Annotated in this window: 22 protein-coding genes, 1 other RNA gene and 2 pseudogenes; 8 read left to right on the top strand and 17 right to left on the bottom strand. The window is 44.1% G+C overall.

Annotated features, from left to right (window positions below; translation table 11 throughout):
- Positions 1–35: 35 nt before the first annotated feature.
- The 7 genes from lepB to ABLA76_RS02010 form a co-directional block, all read right to left on the bottom strand.
- Positions 36–1,007, bottom strand: a complete 972-nt coding sequence (lepB, locus tag ABLA76_RS02040) for a signal peptidase I (protein ID WP_348986678.1) — start codon at positions 1,005–1,007, stop codon at positions 36–38.
- A gap of 22 nt (positions 1,008–1,029) precedes the next feature.
- Positions 1,030–2,826 (bottom strand): translation elongation factor 4, encoded by a 1,797-nt coding sequence (lepA, locus tag ABLA76_RS02035; RefSeq protein WP_047768505.1) that lies wholly within the window; start codon positions 2,824–2,826, stop codon positions 1,030–1,032.
- A gap of 228 nt (positions 2,827–3,054) precedes the next feature.
- Positions 3,055–3,519: a SoxR-reducing system protein RseC gene (rseC, locus tag ABLA76_RS02030; RefSeq protein ID WP_047768507.1), complete on the bottom strand. Its 465-nt coding sequence runs from the start codon at positions 3,517–3,519 to the stop codon at positions 3,055–3,057.
- Positions 3,519–4,478 carry a sigma-E factor regulatory protein RseB gene (rseB, locus tag ABLA76_RS02025; RefSeq protein ID WP_348986677.1) on the bottom strand — a complete coding sequence of 320 codons (960 nt, stop codon included), beginning with the start codon at positions 4,476–4,478 and terminating at the stop codon, positions 3,519–3,521. Before rseB ends, rseC begins: the two co-directional genes overlap by 1 nt.
- The gene (rseA, locus tag ABLA76_RS02020; protein ID WP_285811524.1) at positions 4,478–5,125 is read right to left on the bottom strand and encodes an anti-sigma-E factor RseA; all 648 of its coding nucleotides are present in this window, start codon (positions 5,123–5,125) and stop codon (positions 4,478–4,480) included. The genes rseB and rseA overlap by 1 nt, the downstream gene beginning before the upstream one ends.
- A 45-nt stretch (positions 5,126–5,170) precedes the next feature.
- A complete protein-coding gene (gene rpoE, locus ABLA76_RS02015; protein WP_348986676.1) occupies positions 5,171–5,746 on the bottom strand; it encodes an RNA polymerase sigma factor RpoE in 576 nt (191 codons plus the stop codon).
- A gap of 278 nt (positions 5,747–6,024) precedes the next feature.
- A complete protein-coding gene (locus ABLA76_RS02010) occupies positions 6,025–6,792 on the bottom strand; it encodes a methyltransferase (protein ID WP_348986675.1) in 768 nt (255 codons plus the stop codon).
- A 142-nt stretch (positions 6,793–6,934) separates the two neighbouring features.
- On the opposite strand from ABLA76_RS02010, the gene srmB reads away from it, so the two are divergent.
- The gene (gene srmB / locus ABLA76_RS02005) at positions 6,935–8,275 is read left to right on the top strand and encodes an ATP-dependent RNA helicase SrmB (RefSeq protein ID WP_348986674.1); all 1,341 of its coding nucleotides are present in this window, start codon (positions 6,935–6,937) and stop codon (positions 8,273–8,275) included.
- A gap of 76 nt (positions 8,276–8,351) precedes the next feature.
- On the opposite strand, the gene ABLA76_RS02000 is transcribed toward srmB, so the two are convergent.
- Together ABLA76_RS02000 and grcA are read right to left on the bottom strand one after the other, a co-directional pair.
- On the bottom strand, positions 8,352–9,389 hold the full coding sequence (locus ABLA76_RS02000) for a phospholipase (protein ID WP_348986673.1): 1,038 nt from the start codon (positions 9,387–9,389) through the stop codon (positions 8,352–8,354).
- Positions 9,390–9,575: 186 nt separating this feature from the next.
- Positions 9,576–9,959 (bottom strand): autonomous glycyl radical cofactor GrcA, encoded by a 384-nt coding sequence (gene grcA / locus ABLA76_RS01995; RefSeq protein WP_348986672.1) that lies wholly within the window; start codon positions 9,957–9,959, stop codon positions 9,576–9,578.
- 332 nt (positions 9,960–10,291) lie between these two features.
- Between grcA and ung the strand changes: the two genes are divergently transcribed.
- Positions 10,292–10,972, top strand: coding sequence for a uracil-DNA glycosylase (gene ung / locus ABLA76_RS01990; protein ID WP_348986671.1), 681 nt, complete (start codon positions 10,292–10,294; stop codon positions 10,970–10,972).
- A 66-nt stretch (positions 10,973–11,038) separates the two neighbouring features.
- Here the strand turns inward: ung and grpE are convergent, their stop codons facing one another.
- Positions 11,039–11,620 carry a nucleotide exchange factor GrpE gene (gene grpE, locus ABLA76_RS01985; protein WP_348986670.1) on the bottom strand — a complete coding sequence of 194 codons (582 nt, stop codon included), beginning with the start codon at positions 11,618–11,620 and terminating at the stop codon, positions 11,039–11,041.
- A gap of 124 nt (positions 11,621–11,744) precedes the next feature.
- Here grpE and nadK point away from each other — a divergent pair, with 124 nt between their 5' ends.
- From nadK to bamE, 3 genes are all read left to right on the top strand, one after another.
- A complete protein-coding gene (nadK, locus tag ABLA76_RS01980; protein ID WP_348986669.1) occupies positions 11,745–12,623 on the top strand; it encodes an NAD(+) kinase in 879 nt (292 codons plus the stop codon).
- A gap of 132 nt (positions 12,624–12,755) precedes the next feature.
- On the top strand, positions 12,756–14,429 hold the full coding sequence (gene recN, locus ABLA76_RS01975) for a DNA repair protein RecN (RefSeq protein ID WP_348986668.1): 1,674 nt from the start codon (positions 12,756–12,758) through the stop codon (positions 14,427–14,429).
- Positions 14,430–14,541: 112 nt separating this feature from the next.
- On the top strand, positions 14,542–14,886 hold the full coding sequence (bamE, locus tag ABLA76_RS01970) for an outer membrane protein assembly factor BamE (RefSeq protein ID WP_047768259.1): 345 nt from the start codon (positions 14,542–14,544) through the stop codon (positions 14,884–14,886).
- Between the two features lie 51 nt (positions 14,887–14,937).
- Here the strand turns inward: bamE and ABLA76_RS01965 are convergent, their stop codons facing one another.
- Together ABLA76_RS01965 and ABLA76_RS01960 are read right to left on the bottom strand one after the other, a co-directional pair.
- Entirely contained in the window at positions 14,938–15,231 is a 294-nt protein-coding gene (locus ABLA76_RS01965; protein WP_047768258.1) for an RnfH family protein, read from the bottom strand.
- The gene (locus ABLA76_RS01960) at positions 15,224–15,658 is read right to left on the bottom strand and encodes a type II toxin-antitoxin system RatA family toxin (RefSeq protein ID WP_047768256.1); all 435 of its coding nucleotides are present in this window, start codon (positions 15,656–15,658) and stop codon (positions 15,224–15,226) included. Before ABLA76_RS01960 ends, ABLA76_RS01965 begins: the two co-directional genes overlap by 8 nt.
- Positions 15,659–15,814: 156 nt before the next feature.
- Between ABLA76_RS01960 and smpB the strand changes: the two genes are divergently transcribed.
- From smpB to ABLA76_RS01945, 3 genes are all read left to right on the top strand, one after another.
- Complete coding sequence (gene smpB / locus ABLA76_RS01955; RefSeq protein WP_348986667.1) at positions 15,815–16,297, top strand: SsrA-binding protein SmpB; 483 nt, start codon at positions 15,815–15,817, stop codon at positions 16,295–16,297.
- Positions 16,298–16,347: 50 nt separating this feature from the next.
- Positions 16,348–16,711, top strand: a transfer-messenger RNA (tmRNA) gene (ssrA, locus tag ABLA76_RS01950).
- A gap of 134 nt (positions 16,712–16,845) precedes the next feature.
- A complete protein-coding gene (locus tag ABLA76_RS01945; protein WP_348986666.1) occupies positions 16,846–17,631 on the top strand; it encodes a PH domain-containing protein in 786 nt (261 codons plus the stop codon).
- A gap of 345 nt (positions 17,632–17,976) precedes the next feature.
- Here ABLA76_RS01945 and ABLA76_RS01940 read toward each other — a convergent pair.
- From ABLA76_RS01940 to ABLA76_RS01920, 5 genes and pseudogenes are all read right to left on the bottom strand, one after another.
- Positions 17,977–18,282: pseudogene (locus ABLA76_RS01940) on the bottom strand (integrase core domain-containing protein); the annotation flags it as partial.
- Between the two features lie 16 nt (positions 18,283–18,298).
- Positions 18,299–19,370: pseudogene (locus ABLA76_RS01935) on the bottom strand (IS110 family transposase).
- 186 nt (positions 19,371–19,556) lie between these two features.
- Positions 19,557–20,018: a DDE-type integrase/transposase/recombinase gene (locus tag ABLA76_RS01930; protein WP_348986665.1), complete on the bottom strand. Its 462-nt coding sequence runs from the start codon at positions 20,016–20,018 to the stop codon at positions 19,557–19,559.
- Positions 20,019–20,190: 172 nt separating this feature from the next.
- A complete protein-coding gene (locus ABLA76_RS01925; protein ID WP_348986664.1) occupies positions 20,191–20,505 on the bottom strand; it encodes a transposase in 315 nt (104 codons plus the stop codon).
- A gap of 292 nt (positions 20,506–20,797) precedes the next feature.
- The coding region (locus tag ABLA76_RS01920; protein ID WP_348986663.1) for an IS110 family transposase at positions 20,798–21,533 on the bottom strand (736 nt) is incomplete at its 5' end.

The following is a 21,533-nucleotide window of genomic DNA, read 5'->3' as shown; positions in this document are numbered from 1 at the left end:
GTGAGATAAATTAATGCTGCGCTAATATATAAATATTAGTGAATTCCACCAATTCGACTGAAACGCACGCCAGTAGGCCATTCACCTTCCTGTTTTTCAAAGCTCATCCAAATGGCGGTTGCACGGCCTACCAGATTTTTCTCCGGTACAAATCCCCATGAACGACTATCATCACTATTGTCACGGTTATCACCCATGGCAAAATATTGCCCCTCAGGAACAACCCAAGTCCCCATTGGCAAGCCTTCTTGAGAGAAACCAGGGAAACGTTGTATTACAGGAATGGTCAAAATATGATGCGACACATTACCTAAAGTTTCGACTCTTTCATCCTGGCGAAGAGCGTATGGCCCGACGGGTTCATCGACAGGCACTTGATAAACACCGCCTATACGAACGCCTTCTGGTGTCACATTTTCTTTTATTGTCCATTCACTTGGGAACACATTCCGGTAAGTAACAGGTAAATCGCCCTTACATTGTGTATTCCAGCCACAGCCAGGGTAAACCTGAAGCTCTTTATTGACGTAATCGTAAACGATCTTATCCCCAGGCAAACCAATAATACGTTTTACAAAATCTATGCTTGGGTTCTTCGGATATTTGAAAACCGCAATATCTCCACGTTTAGGCTCGCCAGTCTTAATTAAGGTTGTTTGCGTAATGGGATCTTTTAAACCATAAGCAAATTTTTCAACCAGAATGAAATCCCCGATCAACAATGTCGGCATCATTGAACCAGAAGGGATCTGAAAAGGTTCATAAACAAAAGAGCGCAGAACCAATACAATGGCTAACACCGGAAAGACAGAGGCAAGTGTTTCAACCCATGACGGTTTGTTAAGTCCTTTAGCCAAAGCTTCCTGAGCTTCTGCGCCTATCGCCTGTTCCTGGATGTGAGCAAATCTTTTCTTACGTTCAGGTGCGAACTTAAATCGTTCTATGCACCAAAGAATACCGGTAATTAACGTTGCTAACGTTAATATCAAGGCAAAAGTGTTAGCCATTTGAACTCCTTACGACCTTGTGTTAATTATCTTTGCCAACATGCAGAATCGCTAAGAAGGCTTCCTGCGGCAGTTCAACATTTCCGACCTGCTTCATGCGTTTTTTACCTTCTTTCTGTTTCTGCAATAATTTTTTCTTACGACTGACGTCACCACCATAACATTTCGCCAGTACGTTTTTACGTAATTGCTTAACGGTAGAACGCGCAATAATGTGAGTTCCTATGGCAGCCTGAATGGCAATATCAAATTGCTGGCGTGGGATAAGCTCCTTCATTTTTTCCACCAGCTCACGACCACGGTATTGAGAATTCTCGCGGTGAGTAATCAATGCCAGAGCATCAACTCGCTCATTGTTAATCAAGACATCCACACGAACCATGTCCGAGTCCTGGAAACGGATGAAATTGTAATCCAACGAGGCGTAGCCACGAGAGGTTGATTTCAAACGGTCAAAGAAATCCAGAACCACTTCAGCCATTGGAATCTCATAAGTCAGTGCAACCTGATTACCGTGATAAACCATATTTGTCTGCACACCGCGTTTTTCTACGCAGAGTGTAATGACGTTACCAAGGTACTCTTTCGGCAACAACATGTGACATTCTGCAATCGGTTCACGCAGCTCCTCAATATTGTTCAATGGCGGCAACTTGGATGGACTATCAACGTAAATAATATCACCACTGGTTGTCTCAACTTCATAAACAACGGTTGGTGCCGTTGTGATCAAATCGAGATCATATTCACGCTCCAGACGTTCCTGAATGATTTCCATGTGCAGCAAGCCAAGGAAACCACAACGGAAACCGAAACCCAATGCAGTGGAACTTTCTGGTTCATAGAATAATGAAGCGTCATTTAAGCTCAATTTACCCAAAGCATCACGGAATGATTCATAGTCATCAGAGCTTATTGGGAACAGACCCGCATAAACCTGAGGTTTGACCTTTTTAAAACCAGGGAGTGCTTTTTCCGCAGGCTGACGGGCCGTTGTCAGGGTATCCCCAACGGGTGCCCCCAAAATATCTTTGATGGCACAAACCAACCAGCCCACTTCACCGCAATTCAATATATCACGGTCAATACGTTTCGGTGTGAAGATACCCAGACGATCAGCGTTATATACCTGTCCGGTGCTCATGACCTTAATTTTGTCACCCTTACGCAACGTACCGTTTTTGATGCGGACAAGTGAAACAACACCAAGGTAATTATCAAACCATGAGTCAATAATCAGGGCCTGTAATGGAGCGTCAGGATCGCCTTCCGGTGACGGTATCTCTTTCACCAGACGTTCAATAACATCCTGTACACCTACCCCCGTTTTTGCAGAACAGCGAACAGCATCTGTTGCATCAATACCAACAATGTCTTCGATTTCTTCAGCAACACGCTCTGGTTCGGCAGCAGGGAGGTCAATTTTATTCAGAACCGGAACCACTTCCAGATCCATTTCAATGGCGGTATAGCAGTTAGCCAATGTTTGGGCTTCCACTCCCTGACCTGCGTCAACAACCAGCAAGGCTCCTTCACAAGCCGCCAGTGAACGGGAAACTTCGTAAGAGAAGTCAACATGCCCCGGCGTATCGATAAAGTTTAATTGGTAAACTTGCCCGTCATTTGCCTTGTAATCAAGAGTGACACTTTGTGCTTTGATCGTGATCCCACGTTCACGTTCCAGATCCATTGAATCCAGTACTTGTGCTGCCATTTCGCGATCAGACAGTCCACCACAGATTTGAATAATCCGGTCAGAGAGAGTGGACTTACCGTGGTCAATGTGGGCGATAATGGAGAAATTTCTTATTTGCTTCATTATTAAATCTTTTTGCCTTAATATTTCTGAATCATTCGCCTATGGACACATTGATGGACATAAAGCGACAGTTTATTGGTTCGGCCACTGGCCTGAAGCGCTGTATTCTACATGCCAAACCCGCGAAAACCAAACCCGTGAAAACTTAGCCATGTCTGTCATTTTCAGTATGACCCAGTTATTTTCAGTAATGATAAATTAAAATTGAAACTCGTAGGGTAAAACAGATTATTCTTGCTGTAGAACCTTAATCGAATCAGGCGGTAAGCCAATTTGTAACACGACAGGCTGGTACGCTTGCAAATTATCCCAATATGCAGCAATTTTGCGGGCAATGAAGAAACCAGCGACTCCACCGCCAATCCCCCCTAAGCAGATCCATAATTGGACAGGCGTCCAAAATTGGAAAAGTACTGCCCCCAAAAACAAACCCAACAAGGGTGTCAAATAAACCAACATAGCTGAACGTAGCAGGCTACTTTCAGGAATGCCTACTTCCACCTTCTGACCCGGTTGGAGGGGTTGAGAAATTTCCAGTTCCAACTGATGGATGCTTTCCGGCCCTATCTTTTCCAGTAAATAAGAACCACAGGCTGTTTTGGTTTGACAGCTACCGCAGCCTGAAGATGAACCATAACGTAATAATGCCCGGCCTTTGTGCCAACGGATAACCGTTGCCCACTCTTTAACCATCAGTTTTTCCCCGTAATCGTCACACTTGCTGCAATTTGTTCGGCTGTTGAGAAAGGCAGCTCACCAATGACTGTTATGCTGTTTTTGCCTCTGGCCAAAGTATAAACCGTTCTTCTGCCTTGCCGAAATGGTTGTTCATCAACAACCTTTTTATCTGAGTTCACCACATTGACAGAAAAATTAAACAATCCATCACTATACATGATGGATTCTAACCATTCTGTCTCTGATAGTTTCCGGCTGTTACGTGAAATTTCTTTGAAGCCGTCAGGCATTTTTCCAACCAGCCAATTGAATTTCAACTTATCAGCCGGAGGAATAAGTAGCATAGGAGGTAGTTTCAAATCAGTAATCACATTCAATTCCGTTTTAATATAGCCATTCACCGTTGATGACACGACACGGAATTGCTCAATGACTGTTTTATTATCCTTATCTAATAGGTCTATCAGCAAAGGGAGATGATTTTTCTCATCAATCAGCAGATTATAGTTATAGCGGGATTTATCTTTCGATATGATGCGTACAAAATTCACAGGATGATCGCCGACATTCGTGCTGCCTGCATCAATAAAACGATAAAATTTTTGCAATTGAGCAAAATCGGCAAAGATGATCGGCGGAAGATAATCGACGATATAAGCGCCACGGATACTAAATGAGTCTAATCCAGGTTCGTAATAGCTGATTTGGTCACCGCGCTGGATAATCTCTCTACGTGAGCCATCCATTTGGATGATTTGAGCAATAACCTGCCCATTAATAATGGCATGACGGTAACGTAAGGGAATGAGAAATTGCTGTTCTAAGATGATGAAGCCAAGCTCATAATCCAGCGTTTGCACGGACTTACTCATATCCTGTAACAAAGCCTCAGCATTGTTCTGTTGCGCTGAGGCCTTTAGAGGATTTATCAGGCTACTCGCCAATAAAAAAACGACAACCCAAGTCCGTTTCATCACGGTTGTTGTGACGGTTGTGGCACTTGCTCTTCAGGAGCTGGATTAGCCTGAGTGACACCATGATTTTTTTCAGAGTGAATGCGCCGAGCGAGTTCATATTGCTGCAACATCGCATCAATTCGCTTATTGCTTTCTCGCACTTGCATACTCAAATCACCACCGAAAGTTTCTTCTTCGGCTGGAGAAGCTAAACCAACTGTTGAGGCTGTCCCCATCACAGGCAATGTGTTAAAAGCGGGTGCCTCAAATTGGTTATCTGTTTCAACACTGCTATTACTATTATACTGCTGGACACCGATAATCACGGTCAGCGATACACAGGCTGCAACACCAATTTGTGCAATTTGGCTCTTCCATGCGCGAATTTTATGCCAGAATGGCATGTTAGCCCATGTTTCAGGTTTTGGCTGAGATTCCAGAACAGCCGCTGGATTAATATGAATGGGTTCTTTTTCAAGCGCCAACGCGACTTGACTTGCAATATCCAAATGCAATACATCCCCCACATCGCCACGCAGCACATCACGCACCAGATGATAGCGTTCCCACTGTTTCTGCATGACCGCATCTTCAGAGACCAAATGAATTACTTCACTATCAAGAGCTTCTCCATCCATTAATGCGGAAAGTTTTTCTCTTTGCATGCCAAAGTACCCTTCAATATTGTTTTGTCCCACTGTTTCCACTATTTATTGTTGGATCAGTGGTTGAACTTTATTATCAATTGCTTCCCTTGCCCGAAAAATTCGTGAACGCACAGTACCTACAGGGCATTCCATGATGTCGGCTATTTCTTCATAGCTCAATCCATCCAATTCCCGCAATGTAATCGCGACTCGCAAATCTTCTGGAAGCGATTCAATAGTGCGGAAAACCACTTCCTTCAATTCTTCAGACAACATTAAGTTCTCAGGGTTCGAAATTTCTTTTAATGAACTTGACGTATCATAATTCTCTGCATCGTTGGCATCCAGATCATTGGATGGTGGACGGCGCCCCTGAGCAACTAAATAATTTTTCGCAGTATTAACGGCAATACGGTACAACCATGTATAAAATGCACTATCACCCCGGAAAGAAGGAAGTGCCCGATAAGTCTTAATAAAAACCTCCTGAGCAACATCGGGAACGTCGCCTTGAGGTACGTAACGAGCAATCAGGCTCGCTACTTTGTGCTGGTATCTCATCACCAGCAAATTAAACGCTTTTTGGTCGCCCTTCTGGACGCGTTCAATCAGCATTTGATCCGTTAACTGCTCGCTCATCCGAGGTTCACTCTCCTGAGGTAAAACTCCACATTTATACTTAAATTAAACCAATATGATGTTCTGATTTCCCGAACAAGCATGACTTTGAGTATCAGTTCACTGTGAAGTTCAACTTTAGTTGTCATTTTGATTACAACCACCTGTTATTTTCGTATTGTATTTTCTAAATCATAGCCACTATTTCACAGGACACGCGATTTTAAACTGAGAAAAAGAAAACCTTTGTTTTATTATACCGAAAAATCCAATTCTCCATCTCAATAGTACTAACATCTTCAATAATAAAGATAAAAATCCGTTATTAACTGACGAAAGTCGTCTGAATATGTGTCATCTGAGGAACGAATCGTTAATTCACTCACCTGGATGTCCTGTTCTTGCCGTGACAATCCCAATAATAAACGATGCAACGGCTTATCTTGCCTGTCACGAACATTGACGCGGAAATGGGTAAACCACCCCAGGTCTGACGCCATTTTTTCAAATTGTTCACCAATTTCATAAGGGAGTACCAGACAAAATAACCCTGTCGGCGTAAGCAATGACCGTACACACGCCAATAACCCCTGATGCGTCAATGACTCAGTATAACGCGCCTGATTGCGAGCTTTGTTTCGACATGCAATCGCCAGCTCAAAGTAGGGAGGATTGCTAACAATCAAATCGTATTGAGCGTTAATTTTCCACAACTCATTTTGTTGCATATGTTGTCGCACGAAACCATGAATATCCTGCTGATATACCGTAATGCGGGAAGGCCACGGTGATTGCTGTACATTATCCACAGCCTGCATTGCAGCAAGGCCATCCAGCTCCACCGCATCAATAAGGGTATCTTCTTTTGTACGTTGGGCTATCATCAACGCAATCAAACCACTGCCACATCCAATATCCAGACATCTTTTCCTGTTATATACTGGTGCCCAGGCTCCCAACAACACACCATCCGTCCCGACTTTCATCGCACATTTATCATGTCCAACAAAAAACTGTTTAAATGTAAAACCACCGCGGCGAAAAGCGGGTTTCTGTATCGATGCCATAACCTATTCTGCTGAAATTAGAATTTCTCATAGCATAAATCTTATGGACGATGGATAAAAGTAACCTGCCTATTGGATGCTTTTATAGGATGAAGAATACAACTAACCTGTTTATAATCGGCGGCCCAAACAGAGGTATATAATGACTGCGACAAACTTTTCCGAATTCGAACTTGATGAATCCTTGCTTGAAGCACTGAACAACAAAGGCTACGAACTCCCGACCGCCATTCAGGCGGCAGCTATTCCTCCGGCGATGGACGGACGTGATGTATTAGGCTCAGCGCCGACCGGTACAGGTAAGACCGCCGCTTACCTGCTACCAACTCTACAGCATTTACTGGATTTTCCTCGCAAAAAATCAGGGCCGCCACGCATCCTGATTTTGACGCCAACCCGTGAACTGGCAATGCAGGTAGCAGAACAGGCAAAAGAATTGGCGGCCCATACACATTTGGACATTGCTACAATCACGGGTGGTGTTGCCTACATGAATCATGCGGAAGTATTCAGTGAGAATCAGGATATTGTTGTCGCAACGACAGGGCGTCTGCTGCAATACATCAAAGAAGAAAATTTCGATTGCCGTGCAGTGGAAACGCTGATCCTTGATGAAGCGGATCGCATGTTGGATATGGGATTTGCCAATGATGTCGAAACGATTGCAGGCGAAACCCGCTGGCGTAAACAGACCTTGTTATTCTCCGCAACCCTGGAAGGGGAATCCATCCGTGATTTTGCCGAGCGCCTGTTAACTGATCCTGTTGAGATTGATGCCGAACCTTCTCGCCGTGAACGCAAGAAAATTCAGCAATTTTACTATCGGGCTGATTCGTTAGAGCATAAAACGGCTCTGCTGTGTCACCTTCTCCAGCAATCTGAAGTGACTAAATCCATTGTTTTCGTACGTAAACGAGAGCGTGTTCGCGAACTTGTCGATTGGCTGAACCAGGCAGGCATTCAGGCGGGTTTTCTCGAAGGAGAAATGGTGCAGGCCAAGCGTACAGATGCCGTAAAACGCTTGAATGATGGTAAAGTCAAAGTCCTGGTCGCCACCGACGTTGCTTCCCGTGGATTGGATATCGAAAATGTCAGCCACGTCTTTAACTTCGATTTGCCTCGTACCGCAGATGTTTACTTGCACCGGATCGGTCGTACTGCTCGTGCAGGCCGTAAAGGAACGGCTATTGCTTTGGTTGAAGCACATGATCACCTACTTTTGGGTAAAATCAGCCGTTACCTCAAAGAACCTTTGAAAATACGAGTGGTTGATGAGCTTCGCCCACAAACCAAAGCGCCAAGTGAGAAAAAGGGCAATAAGCCATCCAAAAAAGTACTGGCAAAACGTAAAGAGAAGAAGAAAACAGAAGAGACAAAGAAAAACCGCGTAAAAGTTCGTCATCGCGATAGCAAAAATATCGGTAAACGCCGCGCTTCTTCTGGCAATCCCAGCCCAAAATTAACTGAATCTAGCAACGATTAATTCATAACCGAGTGTAGAACATGGGCGAAGCCATACAGTGAATTCGCCCAAGTTCCGGCAGACTGAGCGCTAAATATTACACAGCATAATGTTGTTCACTTTGCTGCGGTGTGATATCTGTAACATCCGTTGACGCCAACATGGTATTGCCATTGTTCAGCCAAGGCTTTTGTTCCGCCATTAATTCGAGGACAGCTTCCAAAAAATGGGCCTTAAAGGCATGTAAGCCATATCGATTAGGCAGTATGAGATCCCATATGTTCTCTAATTCATATTCATACTTAAGCTCTATTTTGTGCCCCATCGGTTGACGGATTGGCAATGTTTTTTGCAAGTTACCCAGCCAATCGTGTTCAACGGTATAATGGCGTATTAAACCACTGTCAGCCAATTCATGGGCAACTTCGGGTGATACGCCCATATGTTTCAATGTCGCGTCAGAAACACTAACAGAATTGTAAATAACTGCTGGTTTTCCTGTTGCCAATGCAGACACAGTTGCCAATCCGCCCCCCAATGAATGCCCGGTGAAAATGACGTTTTCACCAAATACTTCTAACGCCTTATGTGCCAATTCCACGGCTTGGTTATACTGTTTTTCATTGTAACCAAGCTTTTGACGAATACTTACCATAAAATCCTGTAATTCATTCGAACCTGTGAAAGAGACAATATATAACCCCTTATTTTGGTATACGCCAGCCTGAAACCCTGTTGAATAATCATTCAGAGTGTCAGGATCAATGCCTGATTTTGATAAATCCTCATCAGACAGACGCACATAATCGCCAATTCCTAAACTCGTTTGCCGATAAACATCACGGGTAACCAGCGTCAGGGCATAATCGACCCGTTGAGAGTGTTTTCCCGCAATATCATTGGCTTTCAATTCAGGCGCTGCCATCGTGCTGGCATTTAAGTTATTAACCAATGATTGATAGAGCGCATTAACCTGCTGAGTGTTTTCTGAAAACGAAATATTGGCGGAAGAAATGTGATCAACTTTGCCAGGTGGTGACTGAGCAGTAGCATTAGATTGAGGTTGTAAGGTATTTTCTTGTAAGGAATAAATCCCTAACTTACTAAAAAAACTGGTATTAACTGATAAAGTCATAAAATTCCCCTACAGATTATTCAAGTTTGGTGTGGTTTAAAAGCCCAAACTCTCTATCGGCAGAATTTTTAACAATATTAAAACAAATTTAATTTTTAATTAACAAATTTAATTTCCATAATTAAAGTATGTAAATAAAAAAGGGAGTAACGATTCTCCCTTTAAATTTTTTGCTTGATACAAGAATTACAAGCTTTCTGTAAAAGTACGTGCAATAACATCACGTTGCTGTTCTGGCGTCAGTGAGTTAAAACGTACAGCATAACCAGATACACGAATAGTGAGTTGAGGATACTTTTCGGGGTGTTTTACTGCATCTTCCAACGTTTCGCGGCGCAGAACATTAACATTCAGATGTTGCCCACCTTCTACACGTACAGCCAGCTTGACCTCCAGCGGGATCTCGCGATATTCAAATTGCCCCAACGCCTCTTTGGCGACAATCTGGCCTTCATCGTAATCTGCTTTAGCACAGATGCAACGCGCTTCATTTTTTTCATCATCCAACAGCCAAAAAGAGTTCATCAATGCAGCGTTGTTAGATTGGGTAATCTGAATCCCAGTAATCATTTATACCTCCAACATCATCTTAGTTATTCGGTCAAATCCTAACTTAACCAATCATCGTTCTTTATTTCCTGTATACCAGTACAAATGAGAAGGTTCTTTGATTGTAATCAACTGGTTTCATACGGTTATTGATAGTGAATTCATAATGTCATGTTTTAAATCATCTTTTCCGACAGAATGGAATGAAATTATTTTCATGTTTTTTCAAAAAAATTTATAAAAATAGATTTTCATCCTGGGAATTAAGCTTAGATTGAGATCTCAGGGTTTCCCTATCCCAAGGGAATCGGTAAGCTTAAGCTATCTGATAATCATCTAGAAAGGGATTGGCTATGTCCGCACCTCTCACATGGCACGATGTCATCGGCAATGAAAAGAAACAGCCTTATTTTGTTGATACCTTGGCTTATGTTGCCAATGAACGTCAGGCGGGAAAAACCATTTATCCGCCTCAAACAGATGTTTTTAATGCATTCCGCTATACCGAATTGGCTGATGTAAAGGTCGTGATTTTAGGACAAGATCCTTACCACGGCCCGAATCAAGCCCACGGTTTGGCTTTCTCTGTACAGCCTGGTATTCCTGCGCCGCCTTCTCTTGTCAATATGTACAAAGAACTGGAATCGGACATTGCCGGATTCACTCGACCAAATCACGGTTGCCTGATCAGCTGGGCAAAACAGGGCGTATTATTGCTTAATACCGTGCTCACCGTTGAGCGCGGTAACGCGCATTCTCATGCGCATTTAGGCTGGGAAACGTTCACTGACAAAGTCATTGCAGCAATCAATGAACATCGTAACGGAGTTATTTTCTTGCTTTGGGGATCTCATGCCCAGAAAAAAGGCCATTTCATTGATATCCAACGCCATCATGTATTAAAAGCTCCCCATCCTTCACCTTTGTCTGCCCATCGTGGTTTCTTAGGCTGTAAACATTTTTCACAGGCCAACAACTTATTGGGATCACAAGGATTATCGCCTATAGATTGGGAGCCTCAATTACCCCAATAACCGATTTATACCTACAAAAATGCCGCCTTTCTCATGGCGGCATTGCATCACGAGAGACAGTAACCTTTATTTAGAAACAGCAACCATTGCAGGACGCAATAGACGACCGTTCAAGGTATAACCTTTCTGCATCACCAACATAACCTGATTAGGTTCATGCTGTTCTGATTCCATCATGGTCACCGCCTGATGCACTTCTGGATTGAAAGGGACATTGGTGTCACCAACCACTTCAACGCCAAATTTACCCACTGAATCAATAAAAGATTTCAGCGTCAGTTCAATACCTTCAACCATTGGCAGTAACGCTTCATTGGTACGATCAGCCGCATCTAATGCACGTTCCAGATTATCGATAACAGGCAGAAGTTCATTGACAAATTTTTCCAATGCAAATTTATGTGCCTTTTCTACATCCTGCTCAGTACGACGGCGAATGTTTTCGATTTCAGCACGTGCACGCAGCAAAGCATCACGTTCATTAGTCTGAGCCTGTTTCAGTTGTTCTTCCAACTCAGCAACACGCGGATCAACAACGTTTTCAGTCTCTGGCGCATCTGCCTGTTCCGCATTTATTTGTTGCTCTAATACATTTTCTGTATTTTCTGCGACTTGCTCGTCAGGTACTTTTTGGTCTTTACTACTCATGAATATCTCCGCGTATTTTGTATTATCTTCGCCATTTGAGCTTATTATGGGGATCAAAACGCGGGATTCAAGGGAACAATCATTATTGTGAGGGCAAAACCATATGCTGAAGGAAATAACAGCAATGAATAATGAATTCAAATGCATCGGTATTGTCGGTCGTCCACGTCACCCTGAAGCACTGGCCACCCACGAAATGCTGTATCACTGGCTGGTATCTAAAGGTTATTGTGTCATTGTGGATAGACAGGTCGCGAAAGACATTAATTTAAAAGACGCTCAGACGGGAGGATTAACAGAAATTGGTAAAATTGCCGATCTTGTGATTGTTGTCGGTGGTGATGGCAATATGCTCGGTGCAACCAGAGTATTATCACGTTATGACATTAAAGTCATTGGTATCAACCGAGGCAATTTGGGCTTTTTAACGGATTTGGATCCCGATAATGCTTTACAGCAGCTCTCCGAAGTTTTGGATGGCAAATATCGAGACGAAAAACGTTTTCTGCTTGAGGCACAAGTGACAAAAACTGGGCATAAATCCCGGCGCAGCACTGCATTAAATGAAGTCGTACTACATCCAGGCAAAGTTGCTCATATGATTGAATTTGAAGTCTATATTGATGAACGTTTTGCTTTTTCTCAACGTTCAGATGGCTTAATCATAGCAACGCCCACTGGCTCTACGGCCTATTCACTGTCTGCTGGAGGACCTATATTAACCCCAAACTTAGATGCTATCGTGCTAGTGCCGATGTTTCCACATACGCTCTCTGCACGCCCTCTCGTTATCAGCAGCGAAAGCAGCATTCGCCTGAAATTTGCCCAAAACAGCAGTGACTACGAAGTCAGTTGTGACAGCCAGATCGTCCTGCCAATCCAAGATGGTGAAGAAGTGATCATCAAACGCAGTGACTATAATCTGCACTTAATTCATCCAAAAGATTACAACTACTTTAATACACTGAGCACAAAATTGGGCTGGTCGAAAAAAATGTTCTAAAAACGAGCCTTCCTACTTTACTGTATAAAAAACCAGTTTATACTGTATGGAAGCACAGACATGTTTTTATGCACAGGAACATGTTCTTATACAGTAACGTGTTTATATACAGTAAAAAGAAGGAGGAGCACGATGCTGACTCAATTGACCATCAGTAACTTTGCTATCGTTCGCGAACTTGAAATTGATTTCCGCCCAGGAATGACGGCAATCACAGGGGAAACCGGAGCAGGTAAATCCATCGCGATTGATGCATTAGGTTTATGTCTTGGCAACCGTGGCGAAGCCAACATGGTTCGCCCGGGTGCTCCGCGTACCGACCTTTGCGCCCGTTTTTCACTCACTGATGCGCCTTCTGCCCGCAAGTGGCTGATAGACCACCAGCTCGATGAAAGTTTTGAGGAGGGTAATGAGTGCCTGCTGCGTCGTACCATTACCGCTGATGGGCGCTCTCGCGGTTTTATCAATGGTACTGCTGTACCCCTTTCTCAATTACGTGAATTAGGTTCCCATCTCATTCAAATTCACGGACAACATGCTCACCAATTATTGTTAGAAAATCGTCACCAAAGGCGCTTACTGGATATTTACACGGGCGATTTCGAACTTCAGCAAGAAATGAAACAGGCTTACCAGCAATGGCGCCAAAGCTGTCAGGCTCTCTCCCAATTCCAACAACAAGCTCTTGAGCGTCGCTCACGTCAGCAATTGCTGGAATATCATCTGAAAGAACTGGACGAACTGTCACCACAACCAGGTAATTATCAAGAACAAGATAGTGAATACAAACGGCTGGCAAATTGCGGGCAATTTTTGTCCGTCAGTCAAAATATCCTCCAAATTTTAAGTGATAATGATGAGCAGAACATTGTCAGTTTTCTTAGCTATGCCCGCAGTGAACTGACAGAGCTTGCCAGCATGGATCACAAACTCAGTGGCCTGCTTAACATGCTGGAAGAGGCTGCTATCCAAATCAATGAAGTAAGTGATGAATTACGTCATTACAGCAACCAACTGGAACTGGACCCCAATCGTTTATTTGAACTGGAACAGAAAATTTCCCAACAAATCAGCATGGCCCGTAAACACCATGTTGCGCCAGAAGAGTTACCTGCATTACATCAACAGTTGTTAGAAGAGCAATATCAACTATCCCAGCAGGAAAATGATTGTGCCCATCTCAGTGAACTTGTCAGCTTGCATTATCAACAAGCCTTGACTGTGGCAGAAAAATTGCACCATATTCGCCAAAAATATGCCGCAGAATTGGGCCAACTGATAACAAACAGTATGCACCAACTTTCTATGCCTCATGGCCGCTTTACCATCGATGTAACCTTTGAAGCAGAGCATTTAAATATTGATGGAGCCAGCAAAGTTGAATTCAATGTCACAACCAACCCTGGCCAACCCCATCAACCATTGGCAAAAGTGGCATCAGGTGGTGAGCTTTCCCGTATTGCACTGGCAATCCAGGTCATTACGGCGAAAAAAATGGAAACCCCCGCGCTGATTTTCGATGAAGTTGATGTAGGTATCAGCGGTCCAACAGCGGCCATTGTTGGGCGTTTGCTGCGTGAATTGGGGGAATCCACCCAAGTGATGTGTGTCACCCACTTACCTCAAGTCGCAGGATGCGGGCATCAGCATTTTTATGTCAGCAAGCAAACAGACGGCGAAGAAACAGAAACCCAAATGCAACTATTGGATAAAAAAGCACGACTTCAAGAACTGGCGCGGCTTTTGGCGGGGAGTGAGGTTACAAAAAATACTCTGGCTAACGCAAAAGAGTTGTTAGCGGCATAAATTGAGACAACTTTCTTGTATAATTGCAGTCATAGGTAAATGCGTAGAGGTTTTCAACCTCTTCAATGTTTATTATTATCGACGGCCTAACGCCTAAAGGAATGTAATTACTATGCGCTGTAAATTGTTGACTGCCGCTACTGTCTCACTTGTTATGCTGACTGCGGGTTGCTCCATGTTTGAGCGAATTGTTTATCGTCCTGATATTAATCAAGGGAACTACCTTACGCCGGCTGCGGTATCAAAAATCCATCAGGGAATGACTCAACAGCAAGTTTCTTACACTTTGGGAACACCAATGCTGACCGATCCGTTTGGGAGTCAAACTTGGTATTACGTATTCCGCCAACAACCAGGCCATGGGAAAACAACTCAGGAAACCCTGACACTTACCTTTGATAGCAATGGTGTGCTAACTGATATCAAGGATGAAAAATCACTGCCAGAGAATCAGTAAGATGTGTGTTTTATTTATTCGCCAGTAGAAAATCTGGCGAATAAACAGACATTATTGTGCATTGTTTTTCGCACGCTCTGCTCGTTTACGGCGCATTTCTTTTGGATCCGCAACCAGAGGGCGATAAATCTCCACACGATCTCCCTCTTCCAGCGTTTCAGTCAGTTTGGCAGGACGGCTATAAATACCAACTTTATTTTTAGTCAAATCGATATCATTACGTAATGTCAAAAGACCAGACGTTACAATCGCCTGTTCGACGGTAGCTCCTTGGGGTACTTTCACATTACGCAGATATTGCCGTTCAGGCAGAGCATAAACGACTTCGATATTAATCTCAGACACTATAGACCTCACGTGCACGCTGGGTAAAAGCCTGAACCATATTCCCAGCCAGCTCCTTAAATACTTTGCCAAAGGCCAGTTCGATCAACTTGTTGGTAAATTCAAAATCGAGATGCAACTCAACCTTACAAGCATCTTCACTTAACGGAGTAAAATGCCACCCTCCCATCAATTTACGGAAAGGCCCATCAACAAGCTGCATACTGATGCGTTGATTATCAAATAACGTATTGCGCGTTACGAACGTCTTACTGATCCCTGCCTTAGAAACCTCAACAGAAGCCGTCATTTCATTATTGCTACTACTTATTACACAACTACCTACACATCCCGGTAAAAAATCAGGATAAGAAGTCACATCATTGACCAATTTATACATTTGTTCCACGCTGTAAGGCACTAGCGCAGAGCGATTAATCTGTGGCATATCATTTCCTGTAAAACATAACAGCGCTAATAGTATCACTTAAACATGGTTAAATAAAAACCTGATGACATTTAGAACAATAAATGCGCACTTATCGCTAAATATCATACAGAAGAGATTTCTTTCACTAACGCATGCAGTATAATACAACGCATTATGACAAAGAAAAAAGCATACAAACCCGGTTCGGCAACAATTGCCATGAATAAGCGAGCCCGCCACGAATACTTCATTGAGGAAGAATTCGAAGCAGGCTTATCCCTACAAGGTTGGGAAGTTAAATCACTGCGTGCTGGCAAGGCTAACATCAGTGAGAGTTATGTTTTACTCAAAGATGGTGATGCTTATCTTTTTGGTGCCACGATTACGCCATTAAACGTTGCTTCTTCCCACGTAGTTTGTGATCCGACACGGTCACGCAAGCTACTACTTAACAAACGCGAGCTTGATTCACTGTATGGTCGAATCAATCGAGAAGGTTATACCATCGTCGCACTTTCCATGTATTGGAAAAATGCCTGGAGCAAAATCAAAATTGGCGTTGCAAAAGGTAAAAAGGCGCACGATAAGCGTTCAGATATCAAAGAACGTGAGTGGAAATTAGACAAAGCGAGAATTATGAAGAATTCTGGGCGTTAATCGCTGGCATTGTCATCCAATATTCTGATATACTTAACGCTTATTAACTTGGGGCTGATTCTGGATTCGACGGGATTTGCGAAACCCAAGGTGCATGCCGAGGGGCGGTTGGCCTCGTAAAAAGCCGCAAAACAATAGTCGCAAACGACGAAAACTACGCACTGGCAGCTTAATAACCTGCGCAGAGCCCTCTCTCCCTAGCCTTCGCTCTTAGGACGGGGATCAAGAGAGGTCAAACCCAAAAGAGATCGCGTGGATGCCCTGCCTGGGGTTGAAGCGTTAAATCCAATCAGGCTAGTTTGTTAGTGGCGTGTCTGTCCGCAGCTGGCAAGCGAATGTAAAGACCAGACTAAGCATGTAGTACCAAGGATGTAGAAATTTCGGACGCGGGTTCAACTCCCGCCAGCTCCACCAAATAAAACAAGGGGTTACGTGAAAACGTAGCCCCTTTTTCTTTGTCCATGTCCACTTTACGTCCACCCATTTTATTTTTTCCATATTTCCATCATGTGACAGGTGGCATTTAAAACATGAGGATGGTAGCGGTAATGATTGACTACAAAATTTCATCTGATTCTGTCTTGCTGGCAGAGTTAAATAAATTATCTGGTGACACATCAGTTAGCATCTCAAGCAGAAAAAAAGAGTTCCTTTATATCATTAGAAACTTGAGTATTGATGAACAACCTATCGCAGTTCTGGCAGGTGATTTAGATGGCAAGAAAGGCTCATTAATTTTACTAACCACCAAGAATCTGCATTTCATAAAGATTAGCCTATTCAAAAAAGTACATCACGATAAATTCCCTATGAAATTGATAACGGGGTGTAACGATAAGAAAGGGCTATTGTTTTCAAAAGTCACATTCAATATTAACCATGAGCAAGAATATATTTTCAGCAATATTGAGAAGAAAGCCCTAGATGGGTTTCTTACTCGCTTAAATGAATCTATCATTGGTTATGAATCTGCATCATATGGACAGATTGAGCAACCACCTGCTACATCTCAATCTGAGATAAGCTCCCAGCTTTCAGGAGAACATACACCGTCTATTTTAGATACAACCTCTTTAGTAGCAAAATTAGAACTCATTGAAGAGCTAAAAGATTTTTCAGGAGCTATCAATAACAAAGAATTTAACATTCTTAAAAATTATATCTTGGAATCAAATCTTGATAAGAGTTTAGCTACGGTAAACATAAAAACGTTATGTGAGAATTTGGATAGATTGAATGACTTCGTTAATGATGGCACCATTACTAAAAAAGATTTTTCGACTCAAAAGCAAGCAATATTAGAAGCATTACCAACTAACAATCAACCTCAATAAATTTCAGTTCACCACTATCCTCAAAGCCGCATAAACCCTGAATTCTTTAACGTGATGTGGCTTTGCTTTGTGATCCAATATTCTCACGTAAAATAGAATTTATCCTTTAATATCAATAGACTGATATTTCTATCGCGATCCACCTTTGATCCAAAAACTGAAATTTCCTGAAAATCTTTTCAATCCTTTCAGTTTGGAATTGTTCCCACTCCACCCGTACTGGCACGGTCTGGCGATATCATTTGTAGAATTTTAAAACTGAAAAAACTTTTTGATCCAAAACGTGCAGGCTGGTGCGGTGTAGTCCGTTTTACGTGGGGTTTACGTTTCCAGTACCTGTAGCGGTCAAGAAATACCGGACACATTTTTAGCCTCTTCCCACTGCTTTTCATATTCAACCGGTGAAAGTCCACCATTAAAACTATGCGGACGAACGTGGTTGTAATAGCCGCCCAAATATGGCGTGATACCCCGTATGGCATCATGGATATCCAGATACCCTTCCGGGGGAACCCACTCACTCTTCAGGCTGCGAAAGACTCTTTCCATTGGGGAATTATCCCAGCAATTTCCCCGGCGGCTCATACTCTGGATGATTTTGTTTCTCCATAATAAACGACGGAACTTATTGCTGCTGTATTGGCTTCCCTGGATGCCCTTCTGAGTGTCAAGTCATTATTTGTATGCTGTTGATCTGCCGATTCTGGTTACGCAGTAAGGTAAATATCTCTCTGGATATATAGCGTTTCAGGCAACGTATGGCTTCCCGTTTTGAATGGCCTTCTCTAATTCGCCTGGCGACATATTCCTGTGTTTTGGCATCTGTACGTAATCTGCCAATGGCGATGATATGAAGCGCGCTGTTCGCTGCACGATCACCTCCTCGAGGCGCAGATTTTTCCCCGAAGACGCGGGAACTGGATTGACACCACATAATGCAGCAAAGCCTGATTCTGAGGGCAAGCGTTCTGGATTGTCCCCGGCCGTAATGAGGAGTTGGGAGGCACATTCGTATCCCACTGCCTTGCGTTTGATAAGTTCTGGAGCGAGCTCGTCAATAATCGCCGCTATCATGATGTCCAGCTCGCCAATCTCATCATGTAATTCCAGATAACGCCGGGCCAGTGATTTCAACGTAATACGGTAGGCATCCTCGACATGACGATACCGGGTCATATCCGGCTTCGATGTGGCGAGTGTCCGTATCAACTGCATTCGGGTGAGTTTTCTGATTTGATCACGTAATTCTTCGGGCGCGGAGACGATGGTCATCTGGCGCATTTGTAGCGCAATACGTCGTGCCGAGACAGCCGTTTTTCGGCAAGCTTTCAGTACCCGAAGTGATTCAATCATTCCGCTTCGTGTTTTGGGAGTGACTGTACGAATGAGTGAAAATGCCGCATGGGCTGCACATTCAGCATCAATCGTATCGCTTTTACCCCGTTTCCTGCGCTCCATTCTGTCGGGAGCGGTGACCTCAAGAACTTCAATACCTGCGATTGAAGGTATCGCAGCAAACCTGCACCATACGAACCGATGCATTCAATCCCCACCCTGATGAGAAGCCCAAATGATTTCATCCAGGATAACATCTGGCGATATCCCTGCCGGGTTGCCGGGAAAAATTCACTCCCCAAGACACGGTTATTGTGATCAACCACTGCTGCAACGTGCAGGTCTTTGTGTGTGTCAACACCGCCAATGATGCCGACCGATAAGTCTTGCTGCTTTTTAGTCATGGGATAAATTCTCAGTCAGAAGATGCCCTGATTTCTCCCGACAGATATCCCGGACAGGACAGTAAAGAGACAAGGCGTCAGGCCCTTCTTGAGTCACGCGTATCAGCAAGGAGAAACCTCTTATGGGATTTTCCTGTGACCGACAGATCCAGGGCAGGACACAATCCTGGTCGATCGGAGTGTGGGTCAGGAAACAGAAAAAACACCATACATCAGAAGAATAGATTGAAAAGTCTTCTCTCTACAGAGTCTGACAAGGACATTCTTACTATCCGAATGAAATATCAGACGTCCCTCAATATGACGGGTTTCGAGTGCATGATTCAAGGCTCTGCACACCAACTCGGCATCCGGTGAAGCCGATATCGCCATGCCGACAACGCGGCGGGAAAATAAATCTATCACGGTCGCCAGATAGCACCAACCATCACGAATTCGAATATACGTAATATCACCGCACCACTGAGTATTCGGCGCGTTGGGCGAAAACTGTTGCTTTAACCGATTGGGGGAGGCCGGAGCTTCTTTCCCGGCTGGGCGATAGCGATGGGCCCCCGGTTGGCGGCTTTGTAACCCACATTCCTGCATCAGACGCCGGGCCAGCCAACGTCCAACCGGTTTCCCTTCATTTGTCAGCAGATGGCTCAATGTGCGCCTGCCTATCGCCCCCGACTTTGGTTATACAGTTCACGAACCCGGATGCGCAACTGCATACGTTCCGTGTCGACAGGCCGTTGTCGCCAGTCATAATAGGCACTGCGTGACACTTGAAGCATCTGACATAATTCCGTGACCGCCCATCGGGTGCTCAGCCGTGTGATCAACGCATAGCGCCACAGCGCATCTCGCTCATCAGCACGGCCGCCTGCTTTAGGATTTCTTTTTCCATTTCCAGGCGTTTCACCTGCTTTTCTAAGGCCTGTATCTGGCGTTGTTCGGGCGTCAGTGCCTTGCCCACAGGCGTCATTCCCTGTATTTCGGCCTGGTATTGGCGAACCCATTTTCCCAGGGTACTGGCATCAATCCCCAGTGAACGGGCGACCTTAACAACCCGCTGCTGATGGAGAACAACCTGTTGAACCGCTTCCAGCTTAAATTCAGCAGAATATTGGCGTTTGGTGGGTTTCAATTTCATCGTCACACCTCATTGTCATGTTAATAACATGAGCAGGCTTTTGACGTGTCCGAGATCTTTATACCATATATGGACGCTCCAGTTGTGCAAGCACTAAGTTATACGGTTTGCGACCCTATATCCGGCGTCATAATGGAAAAATTATCCGCGCCATGATGTCATCCGCACCCTGTTTTCTTCTCACTACATCGGTATATCACTACCTTGTATAAGAACAGGCTATTACAGGGACGGTAGCCGTTTTCTCATCAGTGTTTGCAAACTCGATAATGCGTCTATTTATGTTGCTCAATTAATTAATAGTAAAAGCTTTTTCCATATTAAAATCCACTTCATCCCGCAGAACACGCCAGATAATCCGGGTCAGTTTGTTGGCTAAAGCGATCGTGGCTTTCATAAACCCGCATCGGGCAACCAGTTTTCTCAACCATTCTCCCAGACAGCCATCACGATTTTGTACACAGCGCATCACTGCACGAGCACCGTGGATAATTAACGTTCGGAGATGACGGTTTCCATTTTTGCTCAGGGAAGACAGCCGGTTTTTTCCACCTGAACTGTGTTGTCGGGGAACCCGGCCACACCAGGCAGAAAGTTGCCGGCCATTGGCAAATTGGGGCGCACTGACTTCACTCACGAAGGCGGCCGCAATAAGGGGACCGACTCCGGGGATTGTGAGCAGATAGTGATAACCGCTTTGCTGACGGGAAAGTGCCGCTATTTCATTATCCATTTCATGAATGCGAATGTTCAGATTCCGTAGGTCTTCCCCCAAAGTATGAAGCAAACGTCGTAGTGCAGAGGACAGCTCATGGCTCTCTTCTTCTAGAATCTCAGGCAGGTACTGTTGCAGTTTTTGAATACCTGCAGGAACGATCACCCCCTCCTCAGCGAGGAAAGCCCTAATCTGGTTGGCGAGTGCGGTGCGTTGTTCCACCATGAGTTGTCGGGCACTGCGCAGTGCCTTGATATCTTGCTGTTCCACCGTCTTGACCGGAACAAAATGGATGCTGGGTCGGCACAAGCCT

This window comes from Xenorhabdus sp. SGI240 (assembly GCF_040081915.1).
GTDB classification, from domain to species: Bacteria; Pseudomonadota; Gammaproteobacteria; order Enterobacterales; family Enterobacteriaceae; genus Xenorhabdus; species Xenorhabdus bakwenae.
The sequence above is the reverse complement of the archived record's forward strand: the minus strand, read 5'-3'. Positions and strand labels throughout refer to the sequence as shown.

Coding starts and splice junctions, on each gene's coding strand:
- lepB (WP_348986678.1), bottom strand. CDS start 1,007: ATGGCTAACACTTTTGCCTTGATATTAACGTTAGCAACGTTAATTACC.
- lepA (WP_047768505.1), bottom strand. CDS start 2,826: ATGAAGCAAATAAGAAATTTCTCCATTATCGCCCACATTGACCACGGT.
- rseC (WP_047768507.1), bottom strand. CDS start 3,519: ATGGTTAAAGAGTGGGCAACGGTTATCCGTTGGCACAAAGGCCGGGCA.
- rseB (WP_348986677.1), bottom strand. CDS start 4,478: ATGAAACGGACTTGGGTTGTCGTTTTTTTATTGGCGAGTAGCCTGATA.
- rseA (WP_285811524.1), bottom strand. CDS start 5,125: ATGCAAAGAGAAAAACTTTCCGCATTAATGGATGGAGAAGCTCTTGAT.
- rpoE (WP_348986676.1), bottom strand. CDS start 5,746: ATGAGCGAGCAGTTAACGGATCAAATGCTGATTGAACGCGTCCAGAAG.
- ABLA76_RS02010 (WP_348986675.1), bottom strand. CDS start 6,792: ATGGCATCGATACAGAAACCCGCTTTTCGCCGCGGTGGTTTTACATTT.
- srmB (WP_348986674.1), top strand. CDS start 6,935: ATGACTGCGACAAACTTTTCCGAATTCGAACTTGATGAATCCTTGCTT.
- ABLA76_RS02000 (WP_348986673.1), bottom strand. CDS start 9,389: ATGACTTTATCAGTTAATACCAGTTTTTTTAGTAAGTTAGGGATTTAT.
- grcA (WP_348986672.1), bottom strand. CDS start 9,959: ATGATTACTGGGATTCAGATTACCCAATCTAACAACGCTGCATTGATG.
- ung (WP_348986671.1), top strand. CDS start 10,292: ATGTCCGCACCTCTCACATGGCACGATGTCATCGGCAATGAAAAGAAA.
- grpE (WP_348986670.1), bottom strand. CDS start 11,620: ATGAGTAGTAAAGACCAAAAAGTACCTGACGAGCAAGTCGCAGAAAAT.
- nadK (WP_348986669.1), top strand. CDS start 11,745: ATGAATAATGAATTCAAATGCATCGGTATTGTCGGTCGTCCACGTCAC.
- recN (WP_348986668.1), top strand. CDS start 12,756: ATGCTGACTCAATTGACCATCAGTAACTTTGCTATCGTTCGCGAACTT.
- bamE (WP_047768259.1), top strand. CDS start 14,542: ATGCGCTGTAAATTGTTGACTGCCGCTACTGTCTCACTTGTTATGCTG.
- ABLA76_RS01960 (WP_047768256.1), bottom strand. CDS start 15,658: ATGCCACAGATTAATCGCTCTGCGCTAGTGCCTTACAGCGTGGAACAA.
- smpB (WP_348986667.1), top strand. CDS start 15,815: ATGACAAAGAAAAAAGCATACAAACCCGGTTCGGCAACAATTGCCATG.
- ABLA76_RS01945 (WP_348986666.1), top strand. CDS start 16,846: ATGATTGACTACAAAATTTCATCTGATTCTGTCTTGCTGGCAGAGTTA.
- ABLA76_RS01925 (WP_348986664.1), bottom strand. CDS start 20,505: ATGAAATTGAAACCCACCAAACGCCAATATTCTGCTGAATTTAAGCTG.